At 35.6% G+C, this 16,358-nt stretch carries 13 protein-coding genes; 6 read left to right on the forward strand and 7 right to left on the reverse strand.

From position 1 onward, the window contains the following. Positions 1-321: 321 nt before the first annotated feature. The 6 genes from BUA89_RS13250 to BUA89_RS13275 form a co-directional block, all read right to left on the reverse strand. Entirely contained in the window at positions 322-1,650 is a 1,329-nt protein-coding gene (locus BUA89_RS13250; RefSeq protein ID WP_072958677.1) for a hydroxymethylglutaryl-CoA synthase family protein, read from the reverse strand. 163 nt (positions 1,651-1,813) lie between these two features. Continuing rightward, complete coding sequence (locus BUA89_RS13255; protein ID WP_072958680.1) at positions 1,814-2,647, reverse strand: T9SS type A sorting domain-containing protein; 834 nt, start codon at positions 2,645-2,647, stop codon at positions 1,814-1,816. A gap of 176 nt (positions 2,648-2,823) precedes the next feature. Then, complete coding sequence (locus BUA89_RS13260; RefSeq protein ID WP_072958682.1) at positions 2,824-5,337, reverse strand: M1 family metallopeptidase; 2,514 nt, start codon at positions 5,335-5,337, stop codon at positions 2,824-2,826. Between the two features lie 12 nt (positions 5,338-5,349). Continuing rightward, positions 5,350-5,568 carry a hypothetical protein gene (locus BUA89_RS13265; protein WP_072958686.1) on the reverse strand — a complete coding sequence of 73 codons (219 nt, stop codon included), beginning with the start codon at positions 5,566-5,568 and terminating at the stop codon, positions 5,350-5,352. Positions 5,569-5,573: 5 nt separating this feature from the next. Next, positions 5,574-6,893: a serine hydrolase domain-containing protein gene (locus BUA89_RS13270; RefSeq protein ID WP_072958689.1), complete on the reverse strand. Its 1,320-nt coding sequence runs from the start codon at positions 6,891-6,893 to the stop codon at positions 5,574-5,576. 226 nt (positions 6,894-7,119) lie between these two features. Then, positions 7,120-7,914 carry a thymidylate synthase gene (locus tag BUA89_RS13275; protein WP_072958692.1) on the reverse strand — a complete coding sequence of 265 codons (795 nt, stop codon included), beginning with the start codon at positions 7,912-7,914 and terminating at the stop codon, positions 7,120-7,122. A 207-nt stretch (positions 7,915-8,121) separates the two neighbouring features. Here BUA89_RS13275 and BUA89_RS13285 point away from each other — a divergent pair, with 207 nt between their 5' ends. From BUA89_RS13285 to BUA89_RS13310, 6 genes are all read left to right on the forward strand, one after another. Continuing rightward, the gene (locus BUA89_RS13285; protein WP_072958697.1) at positions 8,122-9,426 is read left to right on the forward strand and encodes a TolC family protein; all 1,305 of its coding nucleotides are present in this window, start codon (positions 8,122-8,124) and stop codon (positions 9,424-9,426) included. Between the two features lie 24 nt (positions 9,427-9,450). Further along, a complete protein-coding gene (locus BUA89_RS13290; protein WP_072958700.1) occupies positions 9,451-10,689 on the forward strand; it encodes an efflux RND transporter periplasmic adaptor subunit in 1,239 nt (412 codons plus the stop codon). 100 nt (positions 10,690-10,789) lie between these two features. Next, positions 10,790-11,527 (forward strand): ABC transporter ATP-binding protein, encoded by a 738-nt coding sequence (locus BUA89_RS13295; protein WP_072958702.1) that lies wholly within the window; start codon positions 10,790-10,792, stop codon positions 11,525-11,527. 581 nt (positions 11,528-12,108) lie between these two features. Further along, positions 12,109-13,326 (forward strand): ABC transporter permease, encoded by a 1,218-nt coding sequence (locus BUA89_RS13300; protein WP_072958705.1) that lies wholly within the window; start codon positions 12,109-12,111, stop codon positions 13,324-13,326. Positions 13,327-13,638: 312 nt separating this feature from the next. After that, positions 13,639-14,664 carry a sensor histidine kinase gene (locus tag BUA89_RS13305; RefSeq protein WP_072958708.1) on the forward strand — a complete coding sequence of 342 codons (1,026 nt, stop codon included), beginning with the start codon at positions 13,639-13,641 and terminating at the stop codon, positions 14,662-14,664. 1 nt (position 14,665) lies between these two features. Next, positions 14,666-15,388, forward strand: coding sequence for a LytR/AlgR family response regulator transcription factor (locus tag BUA89_RS13310; RefSeq protein ID WP_072958711.1), 723 nt, complete (start codon positions 14,666-14,668; stop codon positions 15,386-15,388). 103 nt (positions 15,389-15,491) lie between these two features. On the opposite strand, the gene BUA89_RS13315 is transcribed toward BUA89_RS13310, so the two are convergent. Further along, positions 15,492-16,241 (reverse strand): SDR family NAD(P)-dependent oxidoreductase, encoded by a 750-nt coding sequence (locus BUA89_RS13315; protein ID WP_072958715.1) that lies wholly within the window; start codon positions 16,239-16,241, stop codon positions 15,492-15,494. Positions 16,242-16,358: the final 117 nt, after the last annotated feature.

Below are 16,358 nucleotides of genomic sequence, written 5' to 3' on the forward strand. Positions count from 1 at the left end.
ATTTGCAATATACTTTTGCATTGACAAACTTATTTTTTACCAAAGAAATATCAATTGTATATTTTTCAATTTTACAATTTCAAATTCAAATCTTTAAATTCTTTTCTCCCCAATATCTCAGTCCTTCTTTTAGATAAAATGGATCGGGCGAAAAATTCTTTAATCTTATTTTATGTTCAGCAAAAAAAGAATTCATAATAAAATTAATCATTATTTTTTTGAACAAGATAAAAGATTAAAAATGGCAATCAAAAAATTAAATTTGGTGAGGTTCTTTAGCTTAAAAAAGCATCCCAAAAATGAGATGCTTTTTTATAATTTTTAATCCTGATAATCGTAATATCTTGCTCCTAATAAAACAGGGTTTTCCCATTCTACAGATTTCAAACCGAAGCCTTTGTAATTTTCATTCACTGAATGTTCCAATTGTTTTCTGTGAAGCTTTTCATAGGTCTCAAAATCAATTGCTGTTCTGTTTTTTAAACCTTCAAATACATCCCATTTTGCCACTACATTTTTCCAGTTCTCTGAAACCCTTCCCGCAAAAACTTTAGATTTTGAACCGCTTCCATATCCTAAAAATCCGATTTCCTGTCCTGTCAATTCTTCGTTTTCATTAAAAGAAATCTGCAATGCTGAAAGTAAGGCCATAAAGATAGAAGCTGTATACATATTTCCGATTTCAGAAGATGCTCTTTGCGATTTTTCAATTTTGTCATTAATAAACTGAATATAATCTTCCGATTTTGCGACTGCTTTTTGCTCTTCAGGTGTCTCGTAAGACAGACCGTTTTCCGAGCTGTAAATTTCCGTGAAGACTCTCTTTCCATGAAAAGCGTACGGAAGATGGAAGATCAGATATTTCCAGTTTTCATAAGGTTTATCTTTTCCTGTAATTTCTTTATAGTGATAGTATGCCTCTCTGATTCTGTCCTGATAACATTGGTTGGAATATTGCCCGTCAAATACAGGTTCATCGGTAAAAACCTCAATTTTTTCAGGAAAATTTTCAGGCGCATTTGTAAGGTCTTCTTTTTTAAAATGTCTTCTCGGTTTGAAAAAATCAAACACGGATTCTGTAGCAACGCCCCAATGGTTTTCAATTTCAATTAAATCAGGTTTTGAAGAAACCAAAACCGACACGGCGCCGCCTCCTTGTGTATATTCTCCGGAAGAAGCCAGCTCATATTTAGCATAATCACTTGCGATTACAACCGCTTTTTTCTCTGGATTTGCTCTTACAAAATCCAACGAATTATGAAGCGCATCTACTGCTCCGATGCATGCAAAAGTCATATCCACCACATCACAGTTTCTGAAAACACGCTCGCCAAACTCTGCTTCCAACACTTTCTCAACCATTTGCATGGCATAAGAAGCTGTAGGTTTTGCAGCGTCCAAAGCACTTTCCGTTCCTAGATAAATTCTTGATATTTCTTTCGGATTGATATTGTAATCCTTAATGAGTTTCAACAAAGCTTCCGCCGCAAAAGTAGCAGCATCTTCATGAACATCGGGAAATCCCATTCTATGTAAACCCAAGCCCTTTTCTAATTTTGCAGGCTCTATCCCTCTCTTTTCTGCTAAATCATTAATTTCCAAATATAATGAAGGTACATAATAGCTTGCCGCTTCAATTCCAAAAGTCATATTTCTTATTTTTATACGAATTTAAAAAATGTAAACGTTTAATCATATATGATTTTAAGTAATTTTTAAAATTTCTGACCATTAAAAAGACATCTCCTTAAGAGAGATGCCTAATGTAAATCATTAATAAAAATGGTGAGCTTTTGATCTAAAATAAAAATTATTAATTCTTAATAATTTTGAAAGATTCTATACTCTTATCAGTTTTTCCTGATACAATGTAAGTGCCTTTATTTAAAGAGGAAATATCAATATCTCCTTTCTCCGAATTTACCGTCTCGGTTTTAACTTTTCTGCCGCTGGCATCAAAAATATCAATCTGACTAATTCTTTCCCTACCTGTATAACTTAAAATATTACTTGCTGGATTAGGATAGAATTTAATGGAAGATTTCAAAGAGCCGTCAACCTCACTTGTGCCTAAAACACCATCCGTAATTGTGAAATTATCAATTAAAGTAGAATATCCCTGCGCATTTTCACATTCAATAGCGATCTGATATACGTTTTGAGGAAAGCCCATATTTCCGAAGAAATACCAGGAATTGAACGGCGGCTGAAATCCCATCATCATATTCCATGAGTCGGTAGGTGAAGTTCTAAAATAGATTCTTACCCAGTTAGCATTGGCACCTTGCTGCGGATTTATAATATAAAAACCAACTCTCGGCTCATTGAGCGCCGAAACATTTAAAGGTGGGCTTACCAATTTGGTTCTGTCTGCAGTAGATGATGTTGCCGGAAAATTAGCAAATTTGGTTCCACCGAAAGCAGTAACTCCTACACTTCCTGTAGAAGCACTTGAGGCAAAGGTCCAACTCATATTGTTGGTTTCATACACTTGTGTCCAAGCGGATCGTGTGGGGGAATCGTCTTCAAAAGTTTCCAACCATGGAAATGAAGAAATTTGAGCATGTACTCCGATTGCGGAAAAAACCGTTAAAACCGGAAAAAGATATCGATTTTTTAATTTTCTCCCGAGTAAATTTGTTTTCATTAGCAGTAATTTTAATATTAATTTGGCAACAAAATTACAATTCAAAAACAAATAAATCAAGCAATACACAAAAAATGTATATAAAATTTAATAAAAAAACGTTTAAGCAATAAAAATAACCATCGTTTTAAAACGATGGTTATCATATTATTTATTTAATATATTTTCACTTTAAACTATTTATAATCTTCAATAGTTTTGTTGATAAGATCAATCTGTTTATTAATGCTTGCAACACTTTGAGGATTCTGTCTCAAAAGTTCCATTTTTTTACTTAATCCCTCTTTAAGCATCTGGCTTATCATCATTTTTACCTGAGGATTATCTCCCATCTGTCCTTTTGCCTGTCCCAGCATTTTTGTGATGCTTTCTGTCGCTTTCACATTATCGGAGCTCATGATCCAGTTGTACCCTTCCTCCGCGGTTTTTCCCAATTCCGGATTTTGGAATTTAATGAAAGGATAAAATGCTGCCACCTGAGCAATATTGGACATCTGAGAAGCCACTTTATTTTTTACAATAATCGGTAATAATTTTTCCATTAAATTATCCGGGGCACCTTGCAAATCGATTTTATCAGCCAGAGCATTTGCTTTCGAAGGATCGATTTCCACGATTGCACTCACAGAACTTCCTTTCACTGCATTGGACACTGCATTAACTCCTTTCTCGAAAATCGGAAGGTATTTTTTATCCTTCGTTTTTGCCAAAGCCGAAATTGCAGCCGCCTGCACCAAAGTTTTAGGATCATTCGAAGCTAATTTTTCGACATCTGCACCCATCGCTTTGAACTGTTCCGGATTTGATAAATCCATCAACTTTAATGCTCTCATCCTCGTTCTGAAGAAAGGATCTTTGATGGCCGCCGCCAATAATTTTGTCGCTGCAGGATTTTTTCCAACCTGATCTTTAATTCCGTTTAATGCATTGTATTTGCTCAGGAACTCTTTAGACCCCATAAACTGCATTAAGTTCTGCTCAGGGGTTTTCGTATCTGTAATCTCTGCCAATACGATACCGTCTGCATTAATATTTACCAGATCTGCATTTTTAGAGACATCAAAATAGAATGTATTTTTTGCCGTTGCATTTACCCAAACATGATATCTTTTCGGTTTTCCGTTGTCGTAAACATCGATTGCCAAAGGGAATTCGAACGGCTGCTCCTGCGTTTGCTCAATCACAACAGCAATCTGTTTTTTCACAGGTTCGAAAGTATAAGAATATTTAAGCTTCGGATTTCCGTGTCCAAAATACCATTGATTGAAGAACCAATTCAGATCTTTACCTGAAACTTTTTCAAAAGATAATCTTAACTGATGTGCTTCTCCGTTCTGGTATTCGTATGTTTTTAAGTAATCATTCAATCCGGCAAAGAAAGCATCATCCCCCAGATAATTTCTTAGCATATGAAGAATGCCACCTCCTTTTTGATACGTAACCAAGTCGAAAACATCCTCACGCGAATCATAATTGAACCGCACTAAATTTTTCTCGAAGTTTCCGGGTGTTGTGAGATACATATTCAGATCTTTCATCAGATGATAATCTGCCTGATCTTTCCCGTATTTATATTCGTTCCAAAGGTACTCCGAATAGTTAGCGAAAGATTCGTTAACCGTAAGATTGCTCCAGCTTTCCGCCGTCACCAGATCTCCAAACCACTGATGAAATAGCTCGTGAGCAATGGTGTCTTCCCAGGTATTTTCATCAATTAACTGTCCCGGTTTTTGCAAAATATCGCTTCCGTGAAGCGTTGCGGTTGTATTTTCCATCGCCCCGCTTACATAATCTCTTCCTGAAATCTGTGCATATTTTGACCAAGGATAATCATACCCTAGTTTTTTAGAGAAAAATTCGATCATTTCCGGAGTATTTCCGTAGATCTGTTTTGCGTAAGGCTCATATTCTTTTTCGATATAATAATCAACCGCTATATTTCTCCATTTATCTTTTACAATTGCATACTCACCTACTCCCATGAAGAAAAGATAGGTTGAATGTCTCTTATCCATCACCCAGTGATCTGTTCTTAAACCGTTAGCTTCTTTTTGAGAATCTTTTAAAAGACCATTAGAAAGCGTTACATATTTATCAGGAACCGTCATGTAGATTTCCTGGGTTGTTTTTTGGTTGGATTTATCAATTGTTGGGAACCAGGCCGAAGAAGATTCCGTTTCACCCTGTGTCCAGATCTGTGTCGGTTTATCAGGATCTTTTCCCTGAGCATTAATGAAATACAACCCTTTTGCATCATTAATGGCTGCACTTCCTTCCTGCTTCACTTCGTTCGGACGGGCTGTATATTTTATATAGACTGTATAATCCTGATTTTTCTGATAGGTCTTGTCTAAAGTAATTTTCAGTACATCATCCTTATAATCATATTTTAAAGGAGATTTTTTACCATTGATATCCAAAGCTACTTCATGAATCAACATTCCTTTTGCATCAAGCGTCAATTCGTTGGTTGGATAGAAAAAAGGAGCGGCAGTCAGCCATTCTTCCCCGTTCATCTGTTCCTTCTGATAATCGAAATTTACTTTCAGCTTTGTATGTTTTAGTTCCGTTACTTTCGTGTGAGTAGCTCTGTAGACCTTTTCTCTGCCCGAAGTTTCGGTTTGTGCTGCTGCATTTGTGGAAAAGAAAATCCCACCCAATAAAGCAATCGATAAAATGGCTTTTTTCATTATATTTTAGAATTATTTTTTTGTTAAAATGTCAAAAATATCATTGACTAATGTTTCGTAATCTCCTTTTTTAAACTGTTCTTTTGTTTTAGCAAAAGCTTTTTTCAGTTCACTTTCAGGGTTTTCGTCGTCTACAATTTCTATAGAATCTACACCTTTCATTTGAAGAATTGCGTTTTTTAATGCTTCAAGATCTGCGGTTTCTTCTGTATTTATTTTTAAATATTTCATTGTATTTATTCTTTTTTAAAGGTAAACTTATTGGCTCCCTGAGCAAAATCCATTGTTCCTTTTTCTGTATTAAATTTCATTTTAATTCCCGCCATATCAAATTTAAATTCATTTTCAGAAACCGCTTCCAAAGGAAAAGCTCCTTGCCCGGTTGCCTGCCCTTTTAATTCGCCGTTTTCTATAAAAATTTTAATATCTAGAGGAAAATCTTTGGTTTTATAATTTCCTTCATACTTTTTCAAAACATCCGTAGAAACAGCGACAACCTTAAACTCCGGCATTTCAAAATTCTGCCCTGTAGCAGTCTGCAACATTTTGATCGAAATATCATTGTTATTGTAATTTGATTGGTTGGTAACAAAACTGATAGCAACTTTCAAATCCGGAAAGTAATACAAGACTGATCTAAACTGATCGATTCCTCCATTGTGACCAAATCCCCAGCTTCCCCCAAACGGAACCTTTGTGAGCCCGAAACCGTAATTATCAACATAGTTTTTCATTTCTTTAAGACTTGCTTTGGTAATAAGCTTTCCATTTTCAAGTCCGATAATAAATTTTAAAAGTTCTGTAGGCGTAGAAATAATATTTCCTGCCCCGATAGGAACGCTCATATCCGTTTCTTGCCAAGCAACATATTTGTCGCCCTCGTAATTATAAGAAAGTGCCTGATTTTCTGCCGGATTAATTTTCCCGCCGACTTTAGTAAGAGTGAGTTTTAAAGGTTTTGCAATTTTATCCTGAATAAGTTGAGCATAGCTTTTCTTATATACTTTCTCCAAAATATATCCCAGCAGAATATAGTTTGAATTACTGTATTCATACTTAATTCCCGGATTAAAATCGCTTTTATATTTTTTTATGATTGAAATTAAACTATTCTCAGTTTGAGGTTGAGTATTATAAGTAAAATATTCCTCGTCGTCGGTAAGATTATGGATTCCCGTTCTGTGCCGCAATAATTGCTCAATGGATATTTTATTGGCTTTTTCTATTTCAGGATAAAAATCCGATAATTTTGTAGTTAAAGAAAGCTTTTTATCTTCAATAGCTTTCATAATCAATACCGCGGTGAAGGTTTTAGAAATAGAACCGATACGATATTGTGTATTCATATTGGCTTTTTGCTGCTTATCGGTATCAGAAAACCCCGTAACTTTAAGGAAAGTAGGCTCATCTTTGTATGCAAACGCAAAGCTTCCCATTACTTTATGATGTACATTCAGAGAATCCAGATAATCCATTAATTTCTGTCTCTCCTGACTTTGCGAAAATGCTATGCTGGAAATACCGATTGCTGATAGAAGAAGTAACTTTTTAAACATACTTTGAGATTTATCAATAGGTTGAAAAATTTCAGAAGATGTTACAAAAAAAGTGAAGTTTTGAGCTTCACTTTTTAGTTTACAGTTAAAATTTTATCTAATCAGAAAATACTTTCAAAGCTTGTCATTCCGTAGGAACTTAGGCAATACTATTCAAAATTTAGCTTAGATTTCTACGGAATGAAAACTAAATGGTATAAAATAATTCTGTTGTATTTTAATTATTTTATATCGCAACGGGCGCTTTAATTCCCGGATGCGGATCATAATTTTCCAATGTAAAATCTTCAAAATCGAAACCAAAAATATCTTTAATTTCAGGATTTAATTTCATCGTCGGAAGCGGTCGTGGATCTCTTGAAAGCTGTCTCTGAACTTGTTCAAAGTGATTATTATAAATATGAACATCACCAAAACTGTGAACATAATCTCCAACTTCCAAATCGCAAACCTGCGCTACCATCATCAATAACAACGCATAACTCGCAATATTGAATGGAACACCCAAGAAAACATCCGCACTTCTCTGATATAATTGAAGTGACAATTTCCCATCTGCCACATAAAACTGGAATAACGCATGACAAGGTGCCAAAGCCATATTTGGAATTTCTGCAACATTCCACGCAGAAACGATCAGTCTTCTGGAATCCTGATTTTTTTTAATCTGGTCGATAACTTCTGTAATTTGATCAACAACTTTTCCTTCCGCTCCGTTCCAAGATCTCCACTGAGCACCATAAACAGGACCTAAATCTCCGTTTTCATTCGCCCATTCGTCCCAGATAGAAACGCCGTTATCTTTTAAATATTTGATATTCGTATCGCCTTTTAAGAACCAAAGCAATTCATAAATAATAGATTTCAAATGCACCTTTTTAGTCGTCACCAAAGGAAAACCTTTCGACAAATCATATCTCAATTGGTATCCGAAAACGCTTCTTGTTCCCGTTCCTGTTCTGTCGGTTTTATCTGTCCCGTTATCTAAAATATGTTGTAAAAGGTCTAAGTAATTTTGCATCTTCCTGAAATTTTATCGTTAAAAAACCGCCATTGATTTTTTGCAAAATAAAGGATTTTAAAATTAAAAAAGTTCTTTTATCCTTGAAAAATAAAAATCTGTAACGATAGAAAAAAGCAATACTTCTATAAAATCGAGCCGTTCGTCTAATCGTTTTGATTTTCTTTTTGAGATCCCACAACTTTGTTCCTGTAAATTAGAAAGACAATGAAAAAATACCTCACCATAGCGCTCTTCATCGGAATCCTGGCTCCGGCTCAAAAAGTATGGACGCTGCAGGATTGTCTTGATTATGCCGTGGAAAATAACATTACCGTTAAAAAAACAGTGCTCGACAAAACCACTGCCCAGTTGAATTACCAACAGCAGAAAAATAACAAACTTCCGACCATTTACGGTTCGTCTTCATTAGGATTAACTAATGGTTCGAGTATCGACCCGATTACAAGTAGTTTTGTGAATCAGAATATTTTGTCAAACAGTTTCGGAATAAGCGGAAATATGACGATTTACCAGGGAAACAAACTGAATCTTCAGATCGAACAGAACAAAATGATTCTGGATCAGTCTTCTTTATACCAGAAACAGGCGGAAAACAATATCGTTCTGAATGTTCTGGAAGCCTATTTACAGTCTTTATATTATTATGAAGGAATTGAAATTGCAAAATACACCGCTAATTCTTCCGCCCAGGAACTGAAACTGACTCAGACTAAATATAAGAACGGAGCAATCTCGAAACTGGAATTGGCAGATGTTGAAACTCAGAATGCACAAAATCAATATACGGTTGTAAGCAGTCAGAATCTTTACAATCAGCAGGTTTTAAAATTAAAACAGTTATTGGAACTTGATCCGAGTGTAGATTTTGAAATTAAAAAAACGTCGCTTCCCGATATTGACGAAACCATTCCTGATAAACAGCAGGTCTTTGCTCTGGCAACAGAAAATCTTCCTGATCTTAAAATTTACGATGCACAGAATGAAATTTTAAATAAAGCTTTACAAATTACAAAAGCAGGTTATAAACCGACACTTTCCGCAACTGCAGGACTGAATACAGGTTTTACAAGCACTCAGGATTATTCATATTTTAATCAGGTTAAAAATAATTTTAATAAATCTGTAGGACTTTCGCTTAACATTCCGATTTTCTCGAAAAAACAGAATGACACCAATGTTGAATTGGCTAAAATTGATATTCAACAAAATCAATTGGATAAGATAAGTGCAGGAAAAACATTGTATTCAAGCATTGAAACCGCCTGGCAAAATGCAATCGCGAATCAGGCTCAGCAAAAATCTTCGAAAGTAGCGAGAGATAATGCAAAACTTTCCTACGATTTATCAACCAAGAAATTTGAATTCGGAGGACTCACAACAACCGAGCTTTCTGTAAGCAGAAATACCTATCTCACCAACGAACAGACCTATTTGCAATCGAAATACATGGCTGTTTTGTATACCCAGCTCCTGAATTTTTATCAGGGAAAAATTCTAACCACAAATTAAAAATAACAGGAAAATATCAAAATTATGAATCCGAAATATAAAAAGACCTTCAGAAATTCTATCATATTTTTGGTGGCTGCTATTGTGATTGTTTTTGCCTATCAATATTTCACTAAAAGTAAAGATGCAGACATCAATCTGCAGACTGTAAAACTCAGCAAACAGGATGTGACAACTTCCGTTACTGCAACAGGAACTGTAGAGCCTGTCGATACTGTACAAGTCGGAACACAGGTTTCAGGATTGATTAAAAATATTTATGTTGATTATAATTCACAGGTTAAAAAAGGGCAGCTTTTGGCTGAAATCGATAAAACCAACCTTCAGGAATCGGTGAATGATGCACAAGCTCAATACAATTCAGCTTTGAATGAGCTTAATTATCAACAGCAGAATTTTAACCGTCAGAATAATATGTTCCGAGCAGGAGTTATCAGCAAAGCCGATAATGAAACCGCTTCTTATCAGGTGAAAAATGCACAACAATCGGTCAACCAAAAGAAAACGACATTGGCACAGGCAAGAACCAATTTAAGTTACGCCAATATTTATGCGCCAATAGATGGAATTATTTTAAGCAAAGAAGTACAGGAAGGGCAAACCGTTGCCGCAAGTATGACGACTCCTACCCTTTTTACGATTGCGAAAGATATCACAAAAATGCAGGTTCAGGCCAATGTGGATGAAGCAGATATTGGAAATGTTCAGGTCGGCCAACGTGTGACTTTCACCGTGGATGCTTATCCTGAAACTGAATTCAACGGATCTGTAAGAGAAATACGTTTAAGTCCGAAAACCTCATCCAATGTTGTTACCTACACTGTTTTAATTGATGCCGATAATTCTGAGCAGAAATTAAAACCGGGACTAACGGCAACAGTAACAATTTTCACCCAAGAATTAAAAGGAACAAATACAATTCCGGCAGCAGCGATTAGTTTTAGCCCGGACACGGAAACCTTGCAAAAATATTATCAGAAGAATAAAATTTCAGCGAAAATTCCTGATGTGAAACCGGGAAAAGGCAAAGAAAAATATATCTGGATTAAAAATAACGATGGAAGTCTTTCTCAAAAACAAATTACCATCGGAATCAATGACGGAATTAATGTTGAAGTGAAAAGCGGATTGAACGGCAATGAACAAATCGTGACTTCATTGGATGAGCAAATCGAAGCTGTTGCAAAATCCGGTTCAGGGGAAAGCAGTCCGTTTATGCCGAAAAGACCTGGAAGTAATAATAAAAAATCAGCTTCAAAGTAAGCAATTAATTGGTTGTTGGTTGATGGTGTTTAGTTGATAGAATTTTAAACTTAAATCAATAAACCAACAACAAACAACTATCAACTTTAAAAGTACAGCAATGAAACCCATCATCAAAATAGAAAACTTAAAACGTGAATTCCGAATGGGTGACGAAATTGTTCATGCCTTAAAAGGAATTGATCTTACCATCAATGAAGGAGAATTTGTAACGATCATGGGAACCAGCGGTTCGGGAAAATCAACCTTTCTGAATACTTTGGGTTGCCTTGATCAGCCGACTTCAGGAACATATGAACTGGATGGTGTTTTGGTTAAAGATTTAAATAAAAACCAGCTTGCCGAGATTAGAAATACCAAAATCGGGTTCATATTTCAGTCCTATAATTTATTGGCAAGAACAAGCGCGTTGGAAAATGTTGAATTACCCTTGCTTTATAACTCCGCAATTTCCTCAGAAGAAAGAAGAGAAAGGGCCGTAGAAGCTTTACAGCAAGTCGGTTTGGAAAGCAGAATGGGACACGTTCCGAGTCAGCTTTCCGGAGGACAGCAGCAGAGGGTTGCCATTGCAAGAGCTCTGGTTAATCATCCTGTCATTTTACTCGCCGATGAAGCCACGGGAAATCTCGATACTAGAACATCTTATGAAGTGATGAATCTTTTTCAGCAACTGAATGACGAAGGAATTACCATAGGATTTGTGACGCATGAAGAAGACATCGCAAGATTCAGTAAACGAACGGTAATTCTACGCGATGGATTGATCAAAGAAGATAAAATGGTAACCAACAGACTCAATGCCCAAGCTGAGCTGGAAAAATTACCAAAACCTGAATAATGTATATCAAATTATATTAGCTGTAATGAGGAGGAATTAATGTTGTTTTTATCTTTTGCAAATCCAAATGAAGCGGAATAAATATGAAGTGGTTTTGTTTTTAAAGTGTTAGTTGGCGGATTTGCAAAAGATTTTTAAGTTTTTACAATTTAACCATTAAGAGAATTTATGGTAGTAAGATTGATTAAGGAAAACGGTAAAATGTTATACGTGTAAACTCATACCATTTATACCATTCAGCTAAATAACTATTTTCCTAAAGCTTAAATAGGTGGCAACAACCATAGCCCCGATTGCAGCGGCATCCTTTTTTGTGGAGGCTGGAGTGAAACGGAAGCCGTAACAAAAAAGATATAGCGGAAAGCGGGATTAAGCTTCTAAAAAAGTTTAAATAAGTTCAATCAAAACAGATCATTATATTAATCAGTTCTATAAAAATGAAGACGATCTAAATGCTGTTTTTTATCCTTTGTAAATCTGATATGAAGTGGAGATTTTTTGTAAATCAAAAATTGTTTAGAGTGTTATTAGTTAGTGTCGGCAGATTTGCAAAGGATATTTTAACCAAAAAAAAATAAATTATGAATTTCTCAAACTTATTAAAAATAGCCTGGAAAGCGATCATCCTGAATAAAACCAGAGCCATGCTTACCATGCTCGGAATTATTATCGGGGTAGCATCCGTAATTGCAATGCTGGCGATCGGTGAAGGTTCGAAAGAAAGTATCAAGAAAAATATTTCAAGTATGGGAGCCAATCTTATTACGATTCGTCCCGGTGCAGGAATGACGGGCGGTGTACGTTCCGATCCTTCTGCAATGCAGACTTTGACGTTGGCAGATTATAACGCGTTAAAAAAAGAAGTAAAATTAATCAAAGAAATTTCGCCTTTGGTGAACGGAAGCGGGCAAAGTATCGCAGGTTCGAAAAACTGGCCGACTTCAATTTACGGCTCATCTCCGGAATATTTAAAAATCCGTGATTGGGGCATAGAAAAAGGCTCGATGTTTACTGATGACGATATAGAATCTTTCGGGAAAGTGGCTGTAATAGGAAAAACCGTTCAGGAAAATCTTTTCCCCAATGAAGATCCAATCGGAAAAATGATTCGTTTTAAGAACATTCCGTTTAAAGTGATTGGGGTTTTGAAAGAAAAAGGAGAAAATACTTTCGGCCAGGATCAGGATGATATCATCATTGCGCCTTATACCGCAGTTCAGAAGAGAATTTTAGCCCAGACTTATCTTCAGTCGATTGTTGCCTCCTCCGTCAGCGAACAGCAATCTGAGGCTGCCGTTGACGAAATAAAAGCAGTTCTGGAAAAACAACATCAAGTAAAACCTGGTCAGGCAAGTGATTTCAATGTTTCATCACAACAGGAAATTATCTCCATGTTCAGTTCTACCAGCGAAATGTTGACGCTTTTACTGGTTGCCATTGCAAGTATTTCATTAATTGTCGGTGGAATCGGAATTATGAACATTATGTATGTTTCTGTGAAAGAAAGAACCAAAGAAATTGGTCTGAGAATGGCGATCGGTGCAAAAGATAAGGATATTCTGATGCAGTTTTTAATAGAGTCTGTTCTCATCAGTATTACAGGCGGTGTTTTGGGAGTTTTTATCGGACTTATTGCCACATTCGCCATTAAATATTTTGCCGGCTGGCCTGTGAATATTACCATGGCTTCTATTGTGATCTCATTTGCAGTCTGTACCATAACAGGAGTATTTTTCGGATGGTACCCAGCGAGAAAAGCAGCTCAATCTGATCCGATCACTGCACTGAGATATGAATAAAATATCAGTACATAAAATAACCCAAAGATTCAAAAGATATTATTAATGTATTAGGATTTAGAGTCTTTTTGAATTTTATTTGAAATCGAAATTTGAATGGAATTTTTGTGTTCCAGTTTTACAAATTTAGCAATAAAGTTAAGTCCAATAGATCTTTTGCCACTTCTGTGGCAGAAATAAATTTAAGAAGTTCAATAGAAACGTAGGAGAAATGGTAGAAAAAATTCTAAATTCACTTCTTGAAAAGTTCCGTCAATCAAGATTTTTTGAAGGGCTGAAAAAATATAAATTTTAAAATCAAAGACTGTAAAGATGGTCAATTTAAAAAATAAAAACGTTGAAATCAGCCTGCACTTTTTGATCTGGTTGGTTTTATTTTTTCTTCCGGCAGCATTTTCCGTAGGTTCGGATGCAGATTGGAAAGATCTCTTCCGTCATTTTTGGCTACAGCTGATTTTTCTTGCTGTAGTATTTTATGCTAATTATCTGTATCTTGTAAAATATGTATATGATGATAAAAAAATATGGTTTTTTGTCGCCAATCTTACGCTAATTTTATCATTGATATTTTTTAAAAATCAAATTTCCGAGTGGCTTGAGCCCCGTAGACACAATCCCGGCGGCAGAAGACCTCCCACAGGGTTGTTCTACTTTATTGATACTTTGATTTATATGATTCCTGTTGCTTTTTCGATTGCGATCAACGCCGGAAAAAAAATTCAGAAAGCAGAGGAAATGAAAATTGAAGCCGATAATATTAAACTTCAATCTGAACTTCAACATCTTAAATATCAACTACAGCCCCATTTTTTCTTTAATTCGTTGAATAATATTTATTCATTAATTGATTTTGCGCCGGAAAAAGCCAAGCAAAGCATTCACAGTCTAAGCAAACTGATGCGACATTTGTTATATAAAACCGATGTTGAAAAAATAAATCTGTCTGAAGAAATCGAATTTTTAAATAAATATATTGAGCTGATGTCTTTAAGATTAACAGACAATACAAAGGTTTTCATTAATTTCCCGAAAGCAATTCCTGAAATGAAAATTGCACCGCTTCTTTTTATTTCCATTGTTGAAAATGCCTTTAAGCATGGAATTTCGGCAACACAACATTCGGATATTCATTTTAAGATGGAAATTGCCGATCATGAAATCAATTTTACAGCTTCTAATTCCAATTTTCCCAAAACGGATACCGACAAAAGCGGATCGGGAATCGGCGTTGAAAATCTGAAAAAAAGACTTAATTTGCTGTATCCTGAAAAACATGAATTTCATTCTCATCTGAACAATGGAATGTATATTGCGGAAATAAAAATTATAACAGATTGATATGAGAAAGATAACCTGTTTAATTGCCGACGACGAGCCAATGGCTTTAAATTTAATTGAAAGCTACGTTCTGAAAACTCCTTTTCTGGAACTGAAAGCTAAATGTAGCAGCGCTATTGAAGCTATGCAGAAACTGGAAGATGACAAGAACATTGATCTGTTTTTCCTGGACATCCAAATGCCGGATCTGACGGGTCTAGAATTTTCAAAACTGCTTTCACCAGAGAGTAAAGTGATTTTTACAACAGCGTTCGATCAATATGCGATTGACGGGTATAAGGTGAATGCTTTAGATTATTTGCTGAAACCTTTCGATTATACAGAATTTCTGAATGCAGCCACAAAAGCAAGAAACTATTTTGAACATCAACAAGCTGTTCCTGAGAAGCCGGAGAAAAAACAGGAATTTTTCTTCGTAAAGTCTGAATATAAGCAAATCAAGATCAATTTTTCTGAAATACTTTTTATTGAAGGACTGAAAGATTATGTAAAAATTTTCCTGAAAGATCAGCCAAAACCTATTTTGACTTTAATGAGTTTAAAGAAATTAGAAGAAGAACTTCCTTCGGAAAATTTTATGAGAATTCACCGCTCGTATATCATCGCTCTCGATAAAATTGAAGCCATTGAAAGAAATCATATTGTGATTGGTGATCAGCAAATTGCCATCGCTCCGAATTATAAGGATTCTTTGATGGAATATATTAATGGAAAAAGTTTTTAGAAGCTGGAAGTAGGAAGAGGGAAGTTAGAAGTTTACAGTACTATTAAAAAATAATCGAATAGTAGTAAAACTTCCAGCCTCCCTCTTCTAGCTTCAAGCCAAATTATATTGCAGTATAACCTCCGTCTACAAGGTAATACCCACCTGTCATAAACGAAGATTTATCCGAGCTTAAAAATAATACCAATTCCGCAACTTCTTCAGATTTACCTAATCTTCCCATCGGGTGTTTTGCTATTAATATGTCTTTCATATCTCCACTTGCACTTTCCAGAAGCGGGGTTTCGATATAAGCCGGTCCCACTGCATTGCAACGGATGTTTTTCTGACCATATTCTGCCCCTATATTTTTACTAAGACCTACCACAGCGTGTTTTGCAGATGTATATGCAGAAGAAAGCGGTGCTGCAACCGTTCCGTGAACGGATGCAATATTTACAATCACTCCTCCTCCATTTTTCTCCATTTGTTCCAATTCATATTTACACCCGTAGAAAACACCGTCCAGATTTACGCTCAAAACCTTTCTCCAACTATCCAGACTGTAATTTCCTGTTAACTCCTGTTCACCACCGATTCCTGCGTTGTTGCAGGCAATATCCAGTCTTCCGTAGATTTCTACTGTCGATTTTACCAAGGCTTCTACCTGTTCTGCATTTGAGGTATCCGCTTTTACAAAAGACGCTTCACCTCCTTCGGCCCTAATTTTTTTAACAGCCTGATTACCATGTTCTTCATTAATGTCTGATACGATTACTTTTGCGCCTTCTTTGGCGTAAGATTGAGCAATTGCCAATCCGATTCCTGAACCTGCACCAGTAACCAGTGCAACTTTATTGTCTAAAATTCCCATATTGATAAAATTTTAATTGTTTTTGTGAAAATTTGTTCATCCAATTTACGACTAAAACCTTTAATTGCTTCAAATACAAGCAATAAAATTTTCTTAAATTTTTAATGGAAATATTAA

It is taken from the genome of Chryseobacterium arachidis (assembly GCF_900129245.1).
Lineage (GTDB): Bacteria > Bacteroidota > Bacteroidia > Flavobacteriales > Weeksellaceae > Chryseobacterium > Chryseobacterium arachidis.

Excerpts from the sequence above, each read along its gene's own strand:
- BUA89_RS13250 (WP_072958677.1), bottom strand. The coding sequence starts at position 1,650 with ATGACTTTTGGAATTGAAGCGGCAAGCTATTATGTACCTTCATTATAT.
- BUA89_RS13255 (WP_072958680.1), bottom strand. The coding sequence starts at position 2,647 with ATGAAAACAAATTTACTCGGGAGAAAATTAAAAAATCGATATCTTTTT.
- BUA89_RS13260 (WP_072958682.1), bottom strand. The coding sequence starts at position 5,337 with ATGAAAAAAGCCATTTTATCGATTGCTTTATTGGGTGGGATTTTCTTT.
- BUA89_RS13265 (WP_072958686.1), bottom strand. The coding sequence starts at position 5,568 with ATGAAATATTTAAAAATAAATACAGAAGAAACCGCAGATCTTGAAGCA.
- BUA89_RS13270 (WP_072958689.1), bottom strand. The coding sequence starts at position 6,893 with ATGTTTAAAAAGTTACTTCTTCTATCAGCAATCGGTATTTCCAGCATA.
- BUA89_RS13275 (WP_072958692.1), bottom strand. The coding sequence starts at position 7,914 with ATGCAAAATTACTTAGACCTTTTACAACATATTTTAGATAACGGGACA.
- BUA89_RS13285 (WP_072958697.1), top strand. The coding sequence starts at position 8,122 with ATGAAAAAATACCTCACCATAGCGCTCTTCATCGGAATCCTGGCTCCG.
- BUA89_RS13290 (WP_072958700.1), top strand. The coding sequence starts at position 9,451 with ATGAATCCGAAATATAAAAAGACCTTCAGAAATTCTATCATATTTTTG.
- BUA89_RS13295 (WP_072958702.1), top strand. The coding sequence starts at position 10,790 with ATGAAACCCATCATCAAAATAGAAAACTTAAAACGTGAATTCCGAATG.
- BUA89_RS13300 (WP_072958705.1), top strand. The coding sequence starts at position 12,109 with ATGAATTTCTCAAACTTATTAAAAATAGCCTGGAAAGCGATCATCCTG.
- BUA89_RS13305 (WP_072958708.1), top strand. The coding sequence starts at position 13,639 with ATGGTCAATTTAAAAAATAAAAACGTTGAAATCAGCCTGCACTTTTTG.
- BUA89_RS13310 (WP_072958711.1), top strand. The coding sequence starts at position 14,666 with ATGAGAAAGATAACCTGTTTAATTGCCGACGACGAGCCAATGGCTTTA.
- BUA89_RS13315 (WP_072958715.1), bottom strand. The coding sequence starts at position 16,241 with ATGGGAATTTTAGACAATAAAGTTGCACTGGTTACTGGTGCAGGTTCA.